The sequence below is a fragment of the Arthrobacter sp. MDT1-49-2 genome, from assembly GCF_059090185.1.
The window spans coordinates 171,381-188,658 of record NZ_JBNHFK010000003.1 but is presented as its reverse complement, the minus strand read 5'-3'; the positions used below and the strand labels follow the sequence as shown (position 1 = coordinate 188,658).

At 66.7% G+C, this 17,278-nt stretch carries 12 protein-coding genes; 3 read left to right on the top strand and 9 right to left on the bottom strand.

What is annotated here, in order from left to right; all coding sequences use genetic code 11:
- Position 1: 1 nt before the first annotated feature.
- From AC5RTS_RS05760 to AC5RTS_RS05750, 3 genes are all read right to left on the bottom strand, one after another.
- Positions 2–4,837, bottom strand: coding sequence for an NAD-glutamate dehydrogenase (locus AC5RTS_RS05760; RefSeq protein WP_493991120.1), 4,836 nt, complete (start codon positions 4,835–4,837; stop codon positions 2–4).
- Positions 4,838–4,919: 82 nt separating this feature from the next.
- Positions 4,920–6,203: a CpaE/TadZ family protein gene (locus AC5RTS_RS05755; RefSeq protein ID WP_493991119.1), complete on the bottom strand. Its 1,284-nt coding sequence runs from the start codon at positions 6,201–6,203 to the stop codon at positions 4,920–4,922.
- A gap of 17 nt (positions 6,204–6,220) precedes the next feature.
- Positions 6,221–6,871 (bottom strand): hypothetical protein, encoded by a 651-nt coding sequence (locus AC5RTS_RS05750; protein ID WP_493991118.1) that lies wholly within the window; start codon positions 6,869–6,871, stop codon positions 6,221–6,223.
- Between the two features lie 188 nt (positions 6,872–7,059).
- Here AC5RTS_RS05750 and AC5RTS_RS05745 point away from each other — a divergent pair, with 188 nt between their 5' ends.
- Positions 7,060–7,293, top strand: coding sequence for a helix-turn-helix domain-containing protein (locus AC5RTS_RS05745; protein ID WP_493991117.1), 234 nt, complete (start codon positions 7,060–7,062; stop codon positions 7,291–7,293).
- Between the two features lie 37 nt (positions 7,294–7,330).
- Here AC5RTS_RS05745 and AC5RTS_RS05740 read toward each other — a convergent pair whose 3' ends face one another.
- Complete coding sequence (locus tag AC5RTS_RS05740; RefSeq protein ID WP_493991116.1) at positions 7,331–7,894, bottom strand: hypothetical protein; 564 nt, start codon at positions 7,892–7,894, stop codon at positions 7,331–7,333.
- Positions 7,895–8,106: 212 nt separating this feature from the next.
- Between AC5RTS_RS05740 and AC5RTS_RS05735 the strand changes: the two genes are divergently transcribed.
- Together AC5RTS_RS05735 and AC5RTS_RS05730 are read left to right on the top strand one after the other, a co-directional pair.
- Positions 8,107–8,901 (top strand): LysM peptidoglycan-binding domain-containing protein, encoded by a 795-nt coding sequence (locus AC5RTS_RS05735; RefSeq protein ID WP_493991115.1) that lies wholly within the window; start codon positions 8,107–8,109, stop codon positions 8,899–8,901.
- 14 nt (positions 8,902–8,915) lie between these two features.
- Positions 8,916–9,515: an Rv3235 family protein gene (locus tag AC5RTS_RS05730; protein ID WP_493991114.1), complete on the top strand. Its 600-nt coding sequence runs from the start codon at positions 8,916–8,918 to the stop codon at positions 9,513–9,515.
- Positions 9,516–9,524: 9 nt separating this feature from the next.
- Here AC5RTS_RS05730 and secA read toward each other — a convergent pair whose 3' ends face one another.
- The 5 genes from secA to AC5RTS_RS05705 form a co-directional block, all read right to left on the bottom strand.
- Positions 9,525–12,281: a preprotein translocase subunit SecA gene (secA, locus tag AC5RTS_RS05725; RefSeq protein WP_493991113.1), complete on the bottom strand. Its 2,757-nt coding sequence runs from the start codon at positions 12,279–12,281 to the stop codon at positions 9,525–9,527.
- Between the two features lie 91 nt (positions 12,282–12,372).
- The gene (locus tag AC5RTS_RS05720) at positions 12,373–13,587 is read right to left on the bottom strand and encodes a winged helix-turn-helix domain-containing protein (RefSeq protein ID WP_493991112.1); all 1,215 of its coding nucleotides are present in this window, start codon (positions 13,585–13,587) and stop codon (positions 12,373–12,375) included.
- Between the two features lie 51 nt (positions 13,588–13,638).
- Positions 13,639–14,358, bottom strand: coding sequence for a ribosome hibernation-promoting factor, HPF/YfiA family (gene hpf, locus AC5RTS_RS05715; RefSeq protein ID WP_493991111.1), 720 nt, complete (start codon positions 14,356–14,358; stop codon positions 13,639–13,641).
- A gap of 125 nt (positions 14,359–14,483) precedes the next feature.
- Positions 14,484–15,425 (bottom strand): ComF family protein, encoded by a 942-nt coding sequence (locus tag AC5RTS_RS05710; protein WP_493991110.1) that lies wholly within the window; start codon positions 15,423–15,425, stop codon positions 14,484–14,486.
- A gap of 122 nt (positions 15,426–15,547) precedes the next feature.
- Positions 15,548–17,278: an LpqB family beta-propeller domain-containing protein gene (locus AC5RTS_RS05705; protein WP_493991109.1), complete on the bottom strand. Its 1,731-nt coding sequence runs from the start codon at positions 17,276–17,278 to the stop codon at positions 15,548–15,550.

Genomic DNA, 17,278 nt, shown 5'->3' with positions numbered 1-17,278 from the left:
ACTAGCGTCGAACAATGGAGCGCAGCACCCGCAGGGCTACCGAAAGCGAGGCCATGTCGTCCTGCTCCAAGCCGTTGACTTCCTTGAACATCTTCGTGGCCCGGCCCAGATGATCCGCGTTTTCCTGCTCCCACGTGTCCAGCCGCTCAACCGCGTCTCCCCCGGCCAGCTCCGGCGTGGACTCCAGGACAGCGGTCGTCATATCTGCCACGGTGGAATACAGGTCATCGCGCAGGGCTGCCCGGGCCAGTGCCTGCCACCTGTCTGCGCGGGGCAGATTGGTGATCCGGTCCAGCAGGTCATCGATGCCGTAGCGGTCATAGACCGCGTAGTACACGGCAGCAACGGACTCGGCCGGCTCGTCGAAGCCCCGGCTGACAAGGGCAACATCGAGGAGTCCGAAGGATTCGAACTGTTCGGCCCAGTAACTGCCAAGTTCCGTCGGAATATCCAGCTCGCGGGCCTTCTCCTGCAGCGCCCTGACCCGTTCGGCGTCTCCGCCGCGCAGGTACCGGGTGAGGTCGGCGAGCAGCGGCCGGACCACCGGCTTGAAGGCCTCAATGTCCTGGGCAATCGAGGTTCCCCTGCTGACGTGGTTGACGAACCAGCGCAGTGCCCGGTCAAGCAGCCGGCGGAGGTCCAGGTGCATCATGGACCAGGTCCGGGTGGGGAAGTCCGCAGGCAGCGCGCCGAGGTCGGCCAGGACCTTGTCGATGCCGTAGATTTCCCGGATGGCGATAAAGGCCCGTGCGATCTCCGCCTCATTGGCCGAGGTTTCCTCGATGATCCGGAAGGCGAAAGTGATTCCGCCGATGTTGATCATGTCGTTGGCCACGACCATGGAGATGATTTCCCGGCGCAGCGGATGGGTGTCCAGCTGGTCACCGAACCGCTCAACAATCTGCTGGGGGAAGTACCTCCGCAGGGTGCCCTCGAAGTAGGGGTCATCGGCAAGGTTGGACGCGGTCAGGGCCTTCGTGAGTTCAATCTTGGCGTAGGCGGCCAGCACGGCAAGTTCCGGCGATGTCAGCCCTTCTCCGGCAGCGATGCGGGCGTGCAGCTCGTCATTGCCCGGCAGCGCCTCCAGCTGGCGGTCCAGGTCCGCGTGTTCTTCCAGCCAATCCATCAGCCGCTCGAAACTCGGGCTCCAGTCCACCACGCGCTGGCGGTCGTTGAGCAGCAGCATGTTCTGGTCGATGTTGTCCTGCAGGACCAGCGTGCCCACTTCGTCCGTCATGGAGTGCAGGAACTCGGCCCGTTCCGCCGGGTCCAGCCGGCCGGCGGCGACCATTCGGTCCACGAAGATCTTGATATTGACTTCGTGGTCGGAGCAGTCCACGCCCGCGGAGTTGTCGATGGCATCCGTGTTCAGGATGACGCCGGCCCGGGCGGCTTCGATGCGGCCGCGCTGGGTCATGCCCAGGTTTCCGCCTTCACCCACCACCTTGACCCGCAGGTCTCGTCCGTCCACGCGGATGGGATCGTTCGCCTTGTCTCCGACGTCGGCCGAGGTCTCAGTGGAGGCCTTGACGTAGGTGCCGATGCCGCCGTTGTAGAGCAGGTCCACGGGGGCCTTGAGGATGGCCTTCAGCAGTTCCGGCGGGCTCATCTTCTTCGCCGTGTCGGGCAGGCCCAAAACGGCACGTACCTCCGGCGAGAGCGGAATGCTCTTGGACTGGCGCGGGAATATCCCGCCGCCGGCGCTGATCAGCGAGGAATCATAGTCAGCCCAGGAGGAGCGGGGAAGCTCGAAGAGGCGCCGCCGTTCGGCATGGGAGACGGCTGCGTCGGGGTTCGGGTCAAGGAAGATGTGGCGGTGGTCAAAGGCGGCCACCAGCTTGATGTGCTCGGAAAGCAGCATGCCGTTGCCAAACACGTCACCGCTCATGTCGCCCACACCCACCACGGTGAAGTCCTGGCTCTGGGTATCGATGCCGAGCTCGCTGAAGTGCCGTTTGACCGATTCCCACGCGCCCCGGGCGGTAATTCCCATGGCCTTGTGGTCATACCCGACGGACCCGCCGGACGCGAAGGCGTCGCCAAGCCAGAAACCGTATTCAGCGGAAATCGAGTTGGCGATGTCGGAGAATGACGCGGTGCCCTTGTCAGCGGCCACCACCAGGTAGCTGTCGTTGCCGTCGTGACGGACCACCCGCTCGGGCGGCACCACTTCCTCGCCGGACTCGGTCACCACCAGGTTGTCGGTGAGGTCCAGGAGCCCGCGGATGAAGGTGCGGTAGCTGTCCTTGCCTTCCTCCATCCAGGAGCCGCGGTCCACGGAGGGGTCGGGAAGTTTCTTGGCATAGAAGCCGCCCTTGGCGCCGGAGGGCACAATGACGGCGTTCTTCACTGTCTGCGCCTTCACCAGGCCCAGGATTTCAGTGCGGAAGTCCTCACGCCGGTCGGACCAGCGCAGCCCGCCGCGGGCCACTTCACCGAAGCGCAGGTGCACGCCTTCCACCCGGGGCGAATAGACCCAGATTTCGTATTTGGGACGCGGGAACGGGGCTCCGTCGATCGCACCGGTGTTCAGTTTGAAACTGATGTACGGCTTGTCCTGGTAGTAGTTGGTGCGCAGGGTGGCGGTGATCAGGGTGGCGAAGGTCCGCAGGACCCGGTCGGCGTCGAGCGTGGGGACCTGCTCGAGTCCGCGTTCCAGCGCCGCACGCGCAGATTCGATGGCGGCCTCGCGTTCGTCCACGTCCGGGTTGAACCGGCCGTCGAAGAGCGCCAGCAGGGCGTGCGCGACGTCGGGGTTGGCCAGCAGGGTGCCTGCCACGAAACCGTAGGAGTTGGCCGTGCCCACCTGCCGCATGTACTTGGCGTAGGCCCGCAGAATGACGACCTGCCGCCACGCGATGCCCTGCTGGAGGATCAGCCGGTCGAAGGCGTCCGACTCGGCGGTCCCGGACATCCCGGCGCGGAAGGCCTCGGCCAGCAGCGGGCCGGTCTTTACCGGGTCAATCCCTGCCGGGTACACCAGCCCAAGATCGTACAGGTAGAAGCTCGCGCCGTCGCCGCGCCGGATTTCGAACGGCCGCTCGTCCAGGACTTCCAGTCCGAGGTTGTGCAGGAACGGAAGGATCTGGGTCAGCGACTTCGGCTCCGTCAGGTAGAGCTTCAGCCGTGCATCGGCCTGCTCTTCGCTGTCACCGGCGGCCGGAACGTAGACGAACAGCTCCGGGGCGGTGTCGGGGCGGGCTACCCGGGCTTCAAAGCGGGCAATGTCCTCAAGCGCGTCTTCGACTTCGTAGGCCACCCGGTACGCAGCCGGGAACGCATCCGCCCACAGGGCCGAAAGCCTGTCGGCGTCCTGTCGCGCGAATTTGTTCCGGACGACCTCTTCCACGCCTTCCGTCCAGGACCGCGTGGCTTTCACCAGCCGGGCTTCCAGCGCCGGAGTATCCACCTCGGTAATCTCCTGGCCGCGGGGCAGCCGGATCCGGAAGAAGAGCCGCGCCAGGGCGGATTCCGTCATCCGGGCTTCAAAGTCGATGGATTCGGCATTGAACGTGGACCGCAGTTCGTCCTGGATCCGCAGCCGGACCGGCGTGGTGTACCGGTCCCTGGGCAGGAAGACCAGGGCGGACATAAACCGCCCGTAGATATCCGGGCGCAGGAAGAGCCGGGTACGGCGACGCTCCTGGAGGCGCAGGATGGCCAGTGAGGTATCCAGCAGGGCGGCCGGCTCGATCTGGAAGAGTTCGTCGCGGGGATAGGTTTCCAGAATGGAGACCAGGTCCTTGCCCGAATGTGAATCTGCCGGGAAACCGCAGGTGCGCATGACCTCGCGGACCTTATCCCGGACGATCGGGATGCTGCGGACAGAACCCGTGTAGGCGCCGGTGGCGAAAAGACCGATAAACCGGCGTTCGCCGTTGACGTTGCCGTGTTCGTCAAAGCGCTTCACGCCCAGGTAGTCCAGGTACGCCGGGCGGTGCACGCTGGAGCGGGAGTTGGCCTTGGTGATAACGAGGGCGCGCTTCTCCCGGGCCTTGGCACGGCCAGCGCCGGTAAGCCGCTGGACCCTGCGGGACGCCGAATGCAGCCGCAGCAGCCCCAGTCCGCTGTCCTCGGTGGGCCGGAGGGCGTCTTCTCCGTCTTCGGTGATGAGATCGTATTCCCGGTAGCCCAGGAAGGTGAAGTTGCCGTTGTCCAGCCAGGTCAGCAGTTCGCGCGCCTGCTGCAGGTCGGGAATGTCCCTGGCCCCGGGAACGGTGTCCAGCGAGCGGGCAATCTCATGCACCTTGGAGCGCATGGCCGGCCAGTCGGACACGGCAACCCGGACATCGCCGAGGACCTTGTTCAGCCCGTCGACAAGCTGGGCACGCTTGTCCTGGTCCGTGATGCGGGCAACCTCGATGGCGATCCAGGACTCGACGCGGGTGGTGCCGCCGTCGGTGCCGAGCAGGTCTGCGAGGTTCGGCAGGGCGGCGGTGTCGCCGCTGGAGACCCCCGCGGCGGCAGGGACACGCTGCACGCGCTGCAGTTCCCCGGTCCGGGGGTCCCGCGTGGCGAGGAAAATGGGGTGGACGACGAGTCGGATGGCGGCGTTCTGCCGGACCACTTCGGCGGTGACCGAGTCCACCAGGAACGGCATGTCATCGGTGACGATGAGCACCACACTGGTATCCCCCAGGTCCACGATGTCCACTGCCGCGGTACCTTCGGCGCGGGTCAGTGCGAGTTCCATGTGCTTCCGGGCGCGCTCCCGCAGCACCGACGGCGGATACGCCTGCGCATCTTCACGCGCCAGATGCTCGTAGTAATCCCCTGTGAACTCGTCGAGGGAAGTGTCCGAACTTAAAAGATCCGCGATGCTGGATCCTGACGACATGTAATACGCCTCCGATAGTACTTACGTCCTGCTGCTCCGTTGCAGCTTGCTCTAATGAGCCTAGCTCCGAATGCGTGAAAGGTCACTTTGCCCGCTGCGGGCGCCGCGCAGGCCGGCGCCGCCCGGTCTGAATGCCCGCCAGCGCGGCGATGGAGGCACGGAGGGCCGACGCCGGTGCCGTTTCCAGCAGGGCCGTCCCGGAGAGCAGAGCCGCATCGGCGGCGTCGTAGTCGGCCGGCAGGAAGGCGGCTATCTCTCCGCCGGGGCCGAACCGTTCCCAGGCGCCGCCCAACTGGGTTTCCGGCTGCCTGCCCACCGAGGACGCCCGGACCTTGTTCAGCACAATGAGGGGATCAGCGGTCGGCACCGTGTGTGCCAGTTCTGCCAAGGCCCGGACCAGGCGGGGCACGCCGACGGCGTCCGCCGCGCCGACCGCATAGACGGTGTCCGCCTTTTCCAGGACGAGCAGCGTGGCTGCGTTCCGGCGCGGGGCCATCGTGTCGAAGCTGAGCTCCTCGTCTGTCTCCAACGAGAACCCGCAGTCCACGATAATCAGGTCATACAGCCGGCGGGCTGTTTCGAGCACTCCGTCCAAGGCTGCCGGGCGCAGTTCCACCCAGCGGTCCGAGCGGGTCACCCCGGTAAGGACGGCCAGCCGGTGACCCCGCAGGGAAACGGACGCGGCAAGGGCGCTGAGGCTTTTCTCATCGAGCAGGCCCTGGTCCGCGAGTCGGCAGGCCTGGGCTATGCCCGCGGACTCATCGAGCAGCCCCAGGCCGACAGCGACGCTGGCTCCATAGGTGTCCGCGTCGATGAGCACCACGCTTCGCCCTGCCGCGGCATGTTCGGCGGCCAGGTTGACGGCGAGCGTCGTGCGGCCCGGCGCTCCGGCAGGACCCCAGACAGCGGTGACGGTGCCCGACCGGACGCCCGGCGAATCGGAGGCCGGGTCTCCCGGCCCCGGGCCGTCGGCGCCGGTGCCGGCTCCAAGGGCCGCCCCTGGATCTCCCATCGTGGTGCCGGTCCTCCGGCCGGGCCGGCCCAGGGCCAGTACGGCCGCGGAGATGAGCTCCGCCAAGGCTGCCGGCTCGAGGCCGGTGGGGGCATTGGGAATGTTCAGCGCATCCAGCCGCCGGCACAGCAAGGGGTCATCGGCGAGCGCCAGCAGGGCTACCCCGGCGGAGCCCAGCCGGTCCGCGACGGCGGCGGTGATCTCCTCTGTATCGCCGGCCACGATGGCGGCGCGGACCATTCCGGTTTGTGCCACAGCCAGCATTTCGGTCAGCTCATGGCACCGGCGTACCACCGTCACCGGCCCCTGGAGCCGCTCCAACCCGTCCAGGACACCTGCAGCTGCGGTTCCCACGGTAGCGACCGGGATGTTCACGAGCCGGGTGCGGGGTTGTGGACCACAGTGATTTTTGCCTGGTTCGAGAGGGCTGCCAGCAGAAGGGGCAGGTCCGTATCCTCAACCAGAATCAGGAGTTCGGTGCTCCGGTTAGCGCCGAGTGCCGACTCGGTAACGGACAGTTCCGAGATTTCAGCAGCCTCGATCAGTTGCCGGGGTTCGTCGAACCCGTTCCTTCCGTCAGGCGCAGCCGCCCAGATATCAACACGCGAGCCCGCCTCCGTCCTGGCCGGCAGGGGGTCTTCCACCCGCAGTCCCACTGGTTTGCGGTCCAGCGCGTCAGGCGCCGTCAGGGCGGATCGGGCCACCAGCTCCCCCTCCCGCAGGACGGCGCCCGCCACGGCGTTCTCCGGCACCCCCTCGGCGGCAGGCAGATACAAGTCCGAGGCGTTCCCCAGCCGGACGGGTACCGGGCGGAGGTCCTCCGCGCGGATGGGGTCGCCGGGGGCGATATCGCGGTGGACGGCGAAGACGTCGGTGGTCTCATCAGCCTGCTGGACAAGGGTCACCACTGCCGTGACGGAGCCCAGGATCAGGAGGATACCCAGCAGGAGCCGCGGATCCCGCCAGGACGGTTTGCGCAGCCTGGCAGCAGACGGCTTCGTTTCCTGTGTACGCAGACTCATGTTTCCCCCGGTTCCCCCGTGCTTGGCTGAGGCCAGTGTGGAGTACGCGCGGACGGATGGAAACGGTGGTTTTCGGGGCGGCGGAAATCTGTGGATAACCCGGCCGGAGGATTTTGCCGGTGCCAGACTGGTGCTGCTGGTATATAACAGGTGCAGACCGCAGTGGTGCGGTTCGAAAGGTGAGTGCCGTGGGCGATAAGAGATTCCTGACGCTGGCCGACGTCGCCGAGGTACTGAACATCTCCTCTTCACAGACCTATGCCCTGGTGCGCAGCGGAGAGCTACCCGCCATCCAGATCGGCGGACGCGGCCAGTGGCGGGTTGAGACGCAGCAGCTCGAAGACTATATTTCCCGTGCCTACCGCAAGTCCGCAGCAGCGGTCCGCCAGGGCATCCCCGCGGAAGACGGGGCCGACCGCTGATCCTGCCGTGTGCGGGGCTTTGGGCCGGATAAGAGGCTCAGCTCCAGCCGTGCTGCTGCGTCAGGACCGCTGCCACCGAGGAAGTCGGCAGAAGATGAACCGCGGACACGTTTCCCGGCCGCCGTGCCTCGCCGGCTGCGACCACGGCCAACTCCACAAAGTCCGCCCCCACCCGGTCAATGGTTCCGTGCAGAACCTCGCCTGGCGCCTTCCCTGCCGGCCGCAGCGTCACGGTGCTCCTGTCCCGGGCTATTTCCCGAAGGGCGGACGCGATGCCGAGGTTCAGCGTGCGGGTGGCGGAGGCGGCGAACCGGTCCAGCCCCGCGACCGATACCACGTGCGCCAGCGCGGCAAGGGCTGAGCCGCGTTCACCGTCAAGCACCACCCAGCCGGCGCCAACATGCCGCAGCACACCCCGCAGCGTTCCTGCCCGGCCGAGATCAAAGACCAGTTCCCTGCCGCACTGGCTCCGAAGCCGGTCCTGCAGCGTGAGCCCGCCGAGCTCCATGCGCACGCGTTCGGAAATTTCGCTGGCCGCGCCCAGTTCCTCCGCGGCCGCCATCTGTGCCTCCATGTCCCTGAACAGGGCATCCCATCGCATCGCCCAAGGCTAGCTTCGTCATCCCGCGGAGACCACCACTCTGGACACCTATCGCGCTGAAGTGTAGACACGAGCCTCACACGGAGCATTTGCAACCAAAGCCCAGCAATTTTGGTTATCCGGTTCAGTCGGCAACAAACAGCATCAAACTGCATCAAACGGGCGCGGCACCACCGCGACACCGTCCAGAACCACCACGGTCAGGAGACGCCATGAGCAAACGGGTTACCCGCCCGGGACTGGCAACCGATGCACTGACCGCTGCCGCGGTGGCAGCGCTGAGCCTGGTGCTCCTCATGGGCGGGGCGGAAATCCTCCGGGCCATGCCAGCCGGCGGCGACACCTCCGGTTCCCCGGTGTCGCTGCATTCCCTGGAACTGCTGGCGGGCCTGTGCGCCGCAGGCATCGGGCTGGTATTGATCATCTGGTGGGTGGGCGGGGCGCTCTGCGCGGTGGCCGGCGGCATCCTGCTGCGATGCGGCCTGGCGGCAGCGGGGCACCGGGCGCTGCTGCTGGCGCCCGGGCCGGCCCGGAGGCTGGCTGTTGCGGTGCTCGGCCTTTCCCTGACCGCCGGAAGTGCGCCGGCACTGGCAGCCGCTTCAGTACCGGTTCCGGCAGCGGCGGCGCCGGTCACCAGCGCCTTCGGCGCAACCGAACGGGACCGGCTGCCGGAACCGCTGCCTGCCGGCCTTCCCGGTGCCGCAGGGACGCCGGCTGAAGAACCCGTCTCACCGCTGTGGCGGCCGGCGCCCCCGCAGCCTCCCGCCGGGAACGTCCTGACGCCCGCGCCGCGGACGGAACAGGCTGAAGTGGTGGTCGTTGCCGGAGACACCCTGTGGTCGCTCGCGGCGGACCAGCTGGGCCCGCTGGCGACGGATGCCGAAATAGCGGCGCATTGGCCCCGTTGGCACGCACTGAATCTCGCCGTCGTCGGCCCGGACCCCCACCTCATCCTGCCGGGCCAGATATTGTCGGCGCCCGCCCCCGAGCCCACTCCCCCGCAGTAAGGAAGGACAGCACCATGACCAGTGTGATATTCCTGCCGGCTCCCGACTCCCCCGCAGAGCTGGCGCGGCTGGCGCAGCTGGCGCCGGCCGACGACGCCGGACCCATCGCTGTCTACCGGGCCCGGTCCCGGGAGGAGATCCCCGCTCCGGTGCCCGCCGTGCCGCGGCAACCCCCGGGAAACGGCGTGGACGTCTCGACACCACCCGCTGCCCCCGCGGCGGTCTGGGCTTCGGACCCCGCCGACGATGCACGGGTTCGTGCCATTTGCCAGTCCGTGGCCCTTGCCGCGCTCGAGGTGCTGGGCGGCGTCCGTCCACTGCAGCAGATGAGCCGCTGGCTGGACCAGGAGAATTATGACCGGCTGCAGCTGCGGGCCAACCTGGTGCGGGGCCGGCGGCAGGCAGCGGCGGCAGCTGCCGGCTCCGGGTCCGGCCCGGATCCGCAGCTGCTGCACCGCGGCGTGCGGATCCGCTCCTGCCGGCTGTGCCCCGTGGCCGAAGGCATCTATGAAGGGGCGGTGGTTGCGCTGGAACACGACAGAGCCCGCGCCGTCGCGCTGAGGATCCAGCTTCGGCGCGGGCTCTGGAGGGTCACCGCGTTGGAGATCGGCTAGGAGCCGCGCCTACTTGCGGCGCTTGGCCTTCTTGGCACCGGCCTTGCCGGCCTGGGCCGCGCGGCGGGTACCTGCACCGTCGGTCTGCTTGGAGGCCGTCCGCTCGATCCGCGTTTCCACCCCGCCCTGGCTGTCCGGCGCACTGAACTGCAGGCTCGCCGGCTGCTGCGGCGCCTCCAGTCCGGCAGCCTTGATCACGGGGGTGCCGATGACTCCGCGGGCGTCCTTGACTCCCGAAAGTGCGTTGGCGGCCGGCGCGGCAGGTTCGCTCACCTGCACGTCTGCATTGAACAGGTAACCGATGCTTTCCTCGCGGATGGATTCCATCATGGTCTGGAACATCACGAAGCCCTCGCGCTGGTACTCCACCAGGGGATCGCGCTGGGCCATGGCCCGCAGGCCGATGCCTTCCTTGAGGTAGTCCATTTCATACAGGTGTTCCTGCCACTTGCGCCCGATCACCGAGAGCACCACGCGGCGCTCCAGTTCACGCATGGTGGCGGATCCGAGTGCCTCCTCGCGCGCCTGGTAGGCCAGCTTGGCATCCGAAAGGATCTCATTGTGCAGGAACTCCCGGGTGAGGCGGGACTTTCCACCGGCTTCGTCAACAACCTCGTCGATTGTCAGGCCGATGGGGTACAGGGTCTTGAGGTTGGTCCAGAGCTGTTCCAGGTCCCAGTCATCCCCGTGGCCTTCGGCAGTGGCTTCGTTCACCACGGCGGTGACGACGTCTTCCAGGAAGAAGCTGATCTTCTCCTGCAGGTCATCACCCTCAAGGATGCGGCGGCGGTCGCCGTAGATCGCTTCACGCTGGCGGTTCAGGACGTCGTCGTACTTCAGGACGTTCTTGCGCTGCTCGGCGTTGCGGCCTTCGACCTGGCCCTGTGCGTTCTGGATCGCCTTCGAGACCAGCTTCGATTCCAGTGCGACGTCGTCGGGCATGGAGGAGCTGTTCATGATCCGCTCAGCGGCACCCGAGTTGAAGAGGCGCATCAGGTCATCGGTGAGCGAGAGGTAGAAGCGGGACTCGCCCGGATCGCCCTGGCGGCCGGAGCGGCCGCGCAGCTGGTTGTCGATCCGGCGGGACTCGTGGCGTTCGGTGCCCAGGACGTAGAGCCCGCCCAGTTCCACGACTTCCTGCTGCTCGGCGGCGACGGCGTGGCGGGCCTTCTCCAGCGCGTCCGGCCAGGCGGCTTCGTAGTCTTCCGGGTTGTCGTTCGGGTCAAGGCCGCGCCGTTCCAGCTCGGCAATGGCATTGAACTCGGCGTTGCCGCCGAGCATGATGTCGGTACCGCGGCCGGCCATGTTGGTGGCCACCGTAACGGCGCCCTTCCGGCCGGCCTGGGCAATGATCGCCGCTTCACGGGCATGGTTCTTGGCGTTGAGCACCTCGTGCCGGATACCGGCCTTGGCCAGCTGTTTGGAGAGGTATTCACTCTTTTCCACGCTGGTGGTGCCCACAAGGACGGGCTGGCCGGAGGCATGGCGTTCGGCGATGTCCTTCACGACGGCGTCGAACTTGGCCACTTCGTTCTTGTAGATCAGGTCCGACTGGTCGATCCGGGACATGGGCTTGTTGGTCGGGATCGGCACCACCCCGAGCTTGTAGGTGCTCATGAACTCGGCTGCCTCTGTTTCGGCCGTGCCGGTCATGCCGGCAAGCTTCTCGTAGAGACGGAAGTAGTTCTGCAGGGTCACCGTGGCGAGCGTCTGGTTTTCGGCCTTGATGGCCACGCCTTCCTTCGCCTCGATCGCCTGGTGCATGCCTTCGTTGTACCGGCGGCCGGCAAGGATGCGTCCGGTGTGCTCGTCAACGATCATGACTTCACCGTTGAGGACCACGTAGTCCTTGTCCCGCTTGAAGAGTTCCTTGGCCTTGATGGCGTTGTTCAGGAAACCGATCAGCGGGGTGTTGGCTGCCTCGTACAGGTTGGAAATGCCGAGGTAGTCCTCGACCTTCTCGATGCCCGGTTCCAGGATGCCGACCGTGCGCTTCTTTTCATCCACTTCATAGTCGGTTTCCCGGGTCAGCCGGGTCACGACCTTGGAGAACTCGGTGTACCAGCGGTTGACGTCGCCGCTCGCGGCGCCGGAAATGATCAGCGGGGTACGCGCCTCATCAATGAGGATGGAGTCCACTTCGTCCACAATGGCGAAGTGGTGTCCGCGCTGCACCAGCTCGGCAGCGCTCCAGGCCATGTTGTCGCGCAGGTAGTCGAAGCCGAACTCGTTGTTCGTTCCGTAGGTGATGTCCGCGGCGTACTGCTCCCGCCGGGTCGCGGGATCCTGGTTGGAGAGGATGCAGCCGCTGGTCATGCCGAGGAAACGGAACACGCGGCCCATCAGGTCTGACTGGTACTCGGCCAGGTAGTCATTGACCGTCACAATGTGCACGCCCCGGCCGGTCAGTGCGTTGAGGTAGGCCGGCGCCGTGGCGACGAGGGTCTTTCCTTCACCGGTCTTCATTTCGGCGATGTTCCCCAGGTGCAGGGCGGCTCCGCCCATCAGCTGGACGTCGAAATGGCGCATGCCCAGGGTGCGGCCGGCGGCTTCGCGGACGGCGGCAAACGCTTCGGGCAGGAGATCGTCCAGGGACTCGCCGTCGTTGTAGCGCTCCTTGAGGCGGTCCGTCTCACCCCTGAGTTCGGCATCGCTCATGCCCTTGAACTCGTCCTCGAGCACGTTGATCGCGTCGGCGTAGTTACGCAGTGTCTTCAGCGTCTTCTTGTCGCCGGTACGAAGAACTCGTTCGAGTAGTGATGCCACTGATTTGCTCCCAATCTAGTGTTGCCGAAATCTGGCGTCCCCAGTCTACGTGAGAGACGTATGGTGCTGGTCCGTGGTTCCCCAATGACCTTTATTCCCTGCATACTTCCAGCTTCAGCGCGGGAGCCAGATCCCCCACGGGCCGGACGGTAATCCCCCCGAGCCCAAGCCACTGTGCCATGAGGACAAGCTCCGCGGCCAGTTGGCGCGCCGTGGCCGCCGGAGCTCCGGGTTCGGCGAATGCTCCCTGCACCAGCAGCATACCCGCGGCACGGTCTGCTTTAAGGTCCACCCGGGCCACCAGTTCCTCGCCCAGCAGGAAGGGCAGTACGTAATAGCCGTGCTGCCGGGCGGCCGGTGGGGTGTAGATCCCGATCCGGTAATGGAAACCGAAGAGTTCCTGCAACCGGCGGCGCTCGAAGATGAGCGAATCGAAGGGACTGAGCAATGCCCGCCCGTGGGCGGTTCTGGGGATGACCGCTTCGGCGTGCAGGTAGGCCGGCTGCTTCCAGTCCGCCACGGCCACCTTTTCAAGTATTCCCTTCCGCACCAGCTCCTCTGCGGCCGCGGCGGCGGCACGCTGCGGCAGGCGGAAATAATCGGCCAGTCCCCGGACAGTGGCAATGCCGTGTGCCTTCGCCGCGGTCTCGGTCAGCCGGAGGACCGCGTGTTCCGGATCGGAGGGCTCCAGTGCTGCAGTGCCTGCCGGATGGACGTCCTCGGTCAGGGCGTACAGCCGCTCAAACTGCGGAGTACGGCCCGCGGAACTGATGAGGCCGGAAGCGAACAGATCCTCCAGGACCCGCTTGACCGCATTCCAGTTCCATCCCCAGTTCCCGGCGTCCCGGACCTGCCGGTGGCCCAGGACATCAGCTGTCTGCCTCGCGGTGAGGGGCCGGCGCGACGAGGCAAGGACTTCGAGAATCCGGTGGCGGAGGTTTTCAGCCACCTCGGCGGGAAGGGATACGGCCGTCATCCACGTGCGCTGCTGAACAGCCCGCAGATCGGCAAAGAGATCCGGGCGCACGAAGCTGGCCTCGTGCGCCCAGTATTCGACCATTCGCCGGGGTTTCCTCGTGGCCAGTCGGTCGAGAATAGCCCGGTCGTAGGGACCGAGCCGGGAAAACAGCGGAAGGTAGTGGCTGCGCGCCAGGACATTCACGGAATCGATCTGCAGCAGCGCCAGCCGGTCAAAGGTACGGCCCGCCTGCCTTGCGTTAACAAGGCCGGCGGGCCGTACACGGGCCAGTCCCTGGGCCGCCAGCGCCGTACGCCGGGCCTGGCGGAGCGACAGTCTGGTTCTCATGCCCTCATCCTAGGCCCGCCCGGAATGACGGGCGGGCCCGGGGAGGCCGTGTCAGGCTGTGGCGCGTCCTCCGGTTTCGGCAACACGGTATCCGCGGGTTTCCTCCCGCGGATCCTCCATGCCTTCGGCGCACTTTGAATCCAGGGTGATAACGCCGTAGGTCCAGCCGCGGCGGCGGTAGACCACCGACGGCGCCCCGGTCGCGGAGTCCACGAAGAGATAGAAATCGTGACCGACCAGCTCCATGTTGTCCACGGCGTCGTCAAGGCTCATGGGGGCACCCGGGAAAACCTTGCGACGAATCAACACGGGGCAATCGCCGGTCGCGTCTTCATCCTCGGCAGAGACGGCGTCGGCTTCTTCAGCTTCCGCCGCGGCGGCAACCTGTTCGTAAAGCGGTTCGGAGGTACTTACGGGACCAAGATCAGCGGTGGCTACCCGGACGGGGATCGGGGCGTGGCGTCCGTGGTGGACTTTGCGCCTGTCGCTGGCCCGGCGGAGCCGCTCGAGCAACTTGCCATAGGCGAGGTCGAAGGCTGCGAACTTGTCGCCGGACGTAGCCTCGGCGCGGACCACGGGGCCACGGCCGGTAACCGTGATCTCCACGGTCAGGGCACTGTCTGCGTCGCGGACGTTGCCCTGCTTCGTCACTCGGGCTTCCACCCGCTGGACCTTGTCGCCGAGCGCTTCCACTTTGCCGATCTTTTCTTCGGCATATTCGCGGAACCTGTCCGATACTGCAACATTGCGCCCGCTGATCATGAATTCCATGGTGCCCTCCAATAGATTTCGGTGACACAACAACGGCCGCTGCCTGTTTCCTTCACGGCCGTTGCCGCAGGATAGCTCCGCTTCTTGAAGCTATCCATACCAACACGTTAGATCACCGCCGGTCTTTATTCACGTCCCGTGATTCCGTTTCCACCGGCCGCCGCCGCGCTCCCCGGCACCGCAGCGGAGGAGGGAGAAGTGTTACGTGCCGGGGCTGGTGTGGCGGCGATAACGGCGGCCGAGCGGACGACGGCGCCCGCGAACCGAAGTGCCCGGACTGCCTCCGCGAGGGTCGCCCCGGTAGTCAGAACGTCGTCCACCACCACGCAGGTGCAGCCCGCGAGACTGCCGGCCGGGCCCGCCGTCATGGTGCCGTGGACGTTGCGGCGCCGGCCGGCGCCGCCCAGGCCCTTCTGCGCGCCCGCCGGCCCCTCACCTCCCACGCGAAAGCCGAAGAACCCAAGAGCCGGCGGTCCGGGCGCGTGCGCAACCAGGCATTCCACCCGGGACCCTGCCGGCAGCAGCTGCCGGCGTTCAACTCCCCGCATCAGCAGCAGCAGCGGGGAGTAACCGCGTTTGCGCAGTGAGCGCGCCGTACCCGGCACGGGCACCAGCACCACGGGCGTTCGGGGTTCGTGGCACGCGGTCCGGACCGCTGCGTGGACGGCACCCGCCAGAACCGGGACCAGGAAGGCCGCTAGGTCGGTGTGCCCGCGGTTCTTGAAGGCGAGCAGTGTCCGGGCGAGTCCGCCGGCATAGGTTCCCGCGGCCAGCACCGGAAGGGGGACAAAACCGGTGTCCTCCCCTTCGGGGCCGCATGTCAGCGCGTACCCGGGTTCCGGTTCCGCCGTCGGCAGCGCGGCCGCGCCTTCCTCCGCATGGCTGGGATGCAGCGTGGTCCGGCGGATTCCAGCTGCGCATCCGCTGCACAGGCTCCGGTCGGGCGTTTCGCAGACAACGCAGGCTACAGGCACCACGGCGGCTGCGAGGCCCGCGACCGCCCCGGCCGCCGCCCGGCCCGCGGGCGAGAAAAGCAGCCGGTCCAGCAGCTCGGATAGTTTCCCCATCCGCCCATACTCTCCCCCGCCGGCCGGACAGGGGCGCGGTGACCGGTTCGCTGTGGACCGGTCCCTCCGGCGGGCTGCATTGGCTCCGGCTGTGGAGGACGAGCCGTGACGGCCGGCCTGTCCTAGCCGGGGAAGGCGGGGTCCTTGACCCCTTCGGTTCGGAGGGGCCAGCTGCTGCCGACCTTATTGAAGATGCCGGCAGAGGTCTGGATGAAGATGTCCTCCACCCCGTTTCCGGCGCTGAGTCCTTCAATCCCTTCCTTGGGCGCAAGGAGCTCGGGTTCAAGGCCCGCGCCGAGAATGACGGGGGTGCCTTCCTCCGCACCGGCCTGCACGGCGACAACGGTATCTTCCGAAGCCCACTTGACCCGGTTTACGGCACCGGCTGCAGCGGGGACCTGCAGCGTCAACGGTGCGGTGAGGGACGTCGGAGTGCCGTCCGGTGACCGGACAATGCCCGCAATCATCACGTTGCTGCGGCCATTCTGGCCGGCGGCGAAAAGCGCCCGGCTGCCGTCGCGGGAAATCCGCACCTCAGTCACGGAGAGGCCTTCCAGCCACGGAGCTGAAAGCACTGCTGCCGAGGCCTGGTCCCCGCCCGGCGGGACAGCCAGCACTTCGGACCCGGTTCCGGAGGGCCGTGAGGTCCACACCCATTGCCGGTTGTCTACGCTTGGCGCCGTGAACCGGCTGCCATCAGCCGCTGTCCGAACATCCTGTCCCCGCCCGGTGACCAGAAGGGTGTCCTGCCCGCCGTCGAGGAACGCTATGGTCTCTCCGTCCGCGGACATGGCCGGATTGCGCGGGGCGTACTCCGCCACCGACGGCACATCCTCGATGTCCACGGGGCCATCGTTATAGAAGGCAAGGTCACCCTGGTAGATAACGATCTGCGTTGCACCGGCGGACGGGTCGCTAATGGCCGTCTGCACCTCGCCGCTTCCTTTGCCCAGGTCCACGGAGCGCTGCTGGGCCGTCAGGTTCACCGAGGTGACGTTGTTCAGTCCGCGCAGGTTTTCCTCGAGTTGTTTCACCATTTGCTGCCGGTTCAGGTCCGATGAATCGGACAGAGGCTCCGCCAAATCCACCGAGGCTTCGCCTGACGCCACGGGCACGGCGTCCCGGGCCAGGGAAGTACCTGCCGGGAAGGCACTGACGACGGCGCCTTCCAGGTACGGTGCCGGCCCCACCAGGAGGGCGCTGACAATGTTGGCTGCTATGCCGGGCCGCTGGATGAACCACCGGGTATCCGGAACCCAGTACTGGTAATCACTGGAATAGAAGTAAAGGTTGTGCGGCTTGAAGACAAGCGGGAAAGTGGCCGAGGGCAGCATGATGCCGTCGGGGATCGCGCTCAGCCGCCACTGTCCGTCCACTTTTTGGAGCCGGACGGGAATGGTTTCAGTACTGCCCTCCGGAACATCGGTGCGGATGCCCTGGGAGCTGACGCTTCCCTGTACTTCCAGCTGGATCTGGAAAAGGTCGGGTTCAGGCATGGCCACAATGCGCGAGGAACGGTAGACCGTGACCTTCTGGCTGGGCGACCAGGTGTCGGCCAGTTCCGGACTCAGGAACTGGCGCGCAACACTGTAATCGTCCGCAGCACCTTTTCCGGCCTCCATAAAACCACGGATGATGTCCTGCGGGGAGTCGCCCTCAGCCGGTCCCTCGGGCGAGAACACCGCGTCCGCACGCGCCTCGTTGCCGCTCTCGGCCGAAGCAGTGCCCACCGGGCCCACCGTCGGGATGGACGAGCATCCGCCGAGGAGCAGTGCGGAGCTGACCAGGACTGCGAGCAGGCGTCCCGCCTTGGTTTGCGCGGGGGACGCGTCCTGCCTTCTGCGCGTGCTCAT

Excerpts from the sequence above, each read along its gene's own strand:
- AC5RTS_RS05760 (WP_493991120.1), bottom strand. The coding sequence starts at position 4,837 with ATGTCGTCAGGATCCAGCATCGCGGATCTTTTAAGTTCGGACACTTCC.
- AC5RTS_RS05750 (WP_493991118.1), bottom strand. The coding sequence starts at position 6,871 with ATGAGTCTGCGTACACAGGAAACGAAGCCGTCTGCTGCCAGGCTGCGC.
- AC5RTS_RS05740 (WP_493991116.1), bottom strand. The coding sequence starts at position 7,894 with ATGCGATGGGATGCCCTGTTCAGGGACATGGAGGCACAGATGGCGGCC.
- AC5RTS_RS05735 (WP_493991115.1), top strand. The coding sequence starts at position 8,107 with ATGAGCAAACGGGTTACCCGCCCGGGACTGGCAACCGATGCACTGACC.
- AC5RTS_RS05730 (WP_493991114.1), top strand. The coding sequence starts at position 8,916 with ATGACCAGTGTGATATTCCTGCCGGCTCCCGACTCCCCCGCAGAGCTG.
- AC5RTS_RS05720 (WP_493991112.1), bottom strand. The coding sequence starts at position 13,587 with ATGAGAACCAGACTGTCGCTCCGCCAGGCCCGGCGTACGGCGCTGGCG.
- hpf (WP_493991111.1), bottom strand. The coding sequence starts at position 14,358 with ATGGAATTCATGATCAGCGGGCGCAATGTTGCAGTATCGGACAGGTTC.
- AC5RTS_RS05710 (WP_493991110.1), bottom strand. The coding sequence starts at position 15,425 with ATGGGGAAACTATCCGAGCTGCTGGACCGGCTGCTTTTCTCGCCCGCG.
- AC5RTS_RS05705 (WP_493991109.1), bottom strand. The coding sequence starts at position 17,278 with ATGAGCACGCGCAGAAGGCAGGACGCGTCCCCCGCGCAAACCAAGGCG.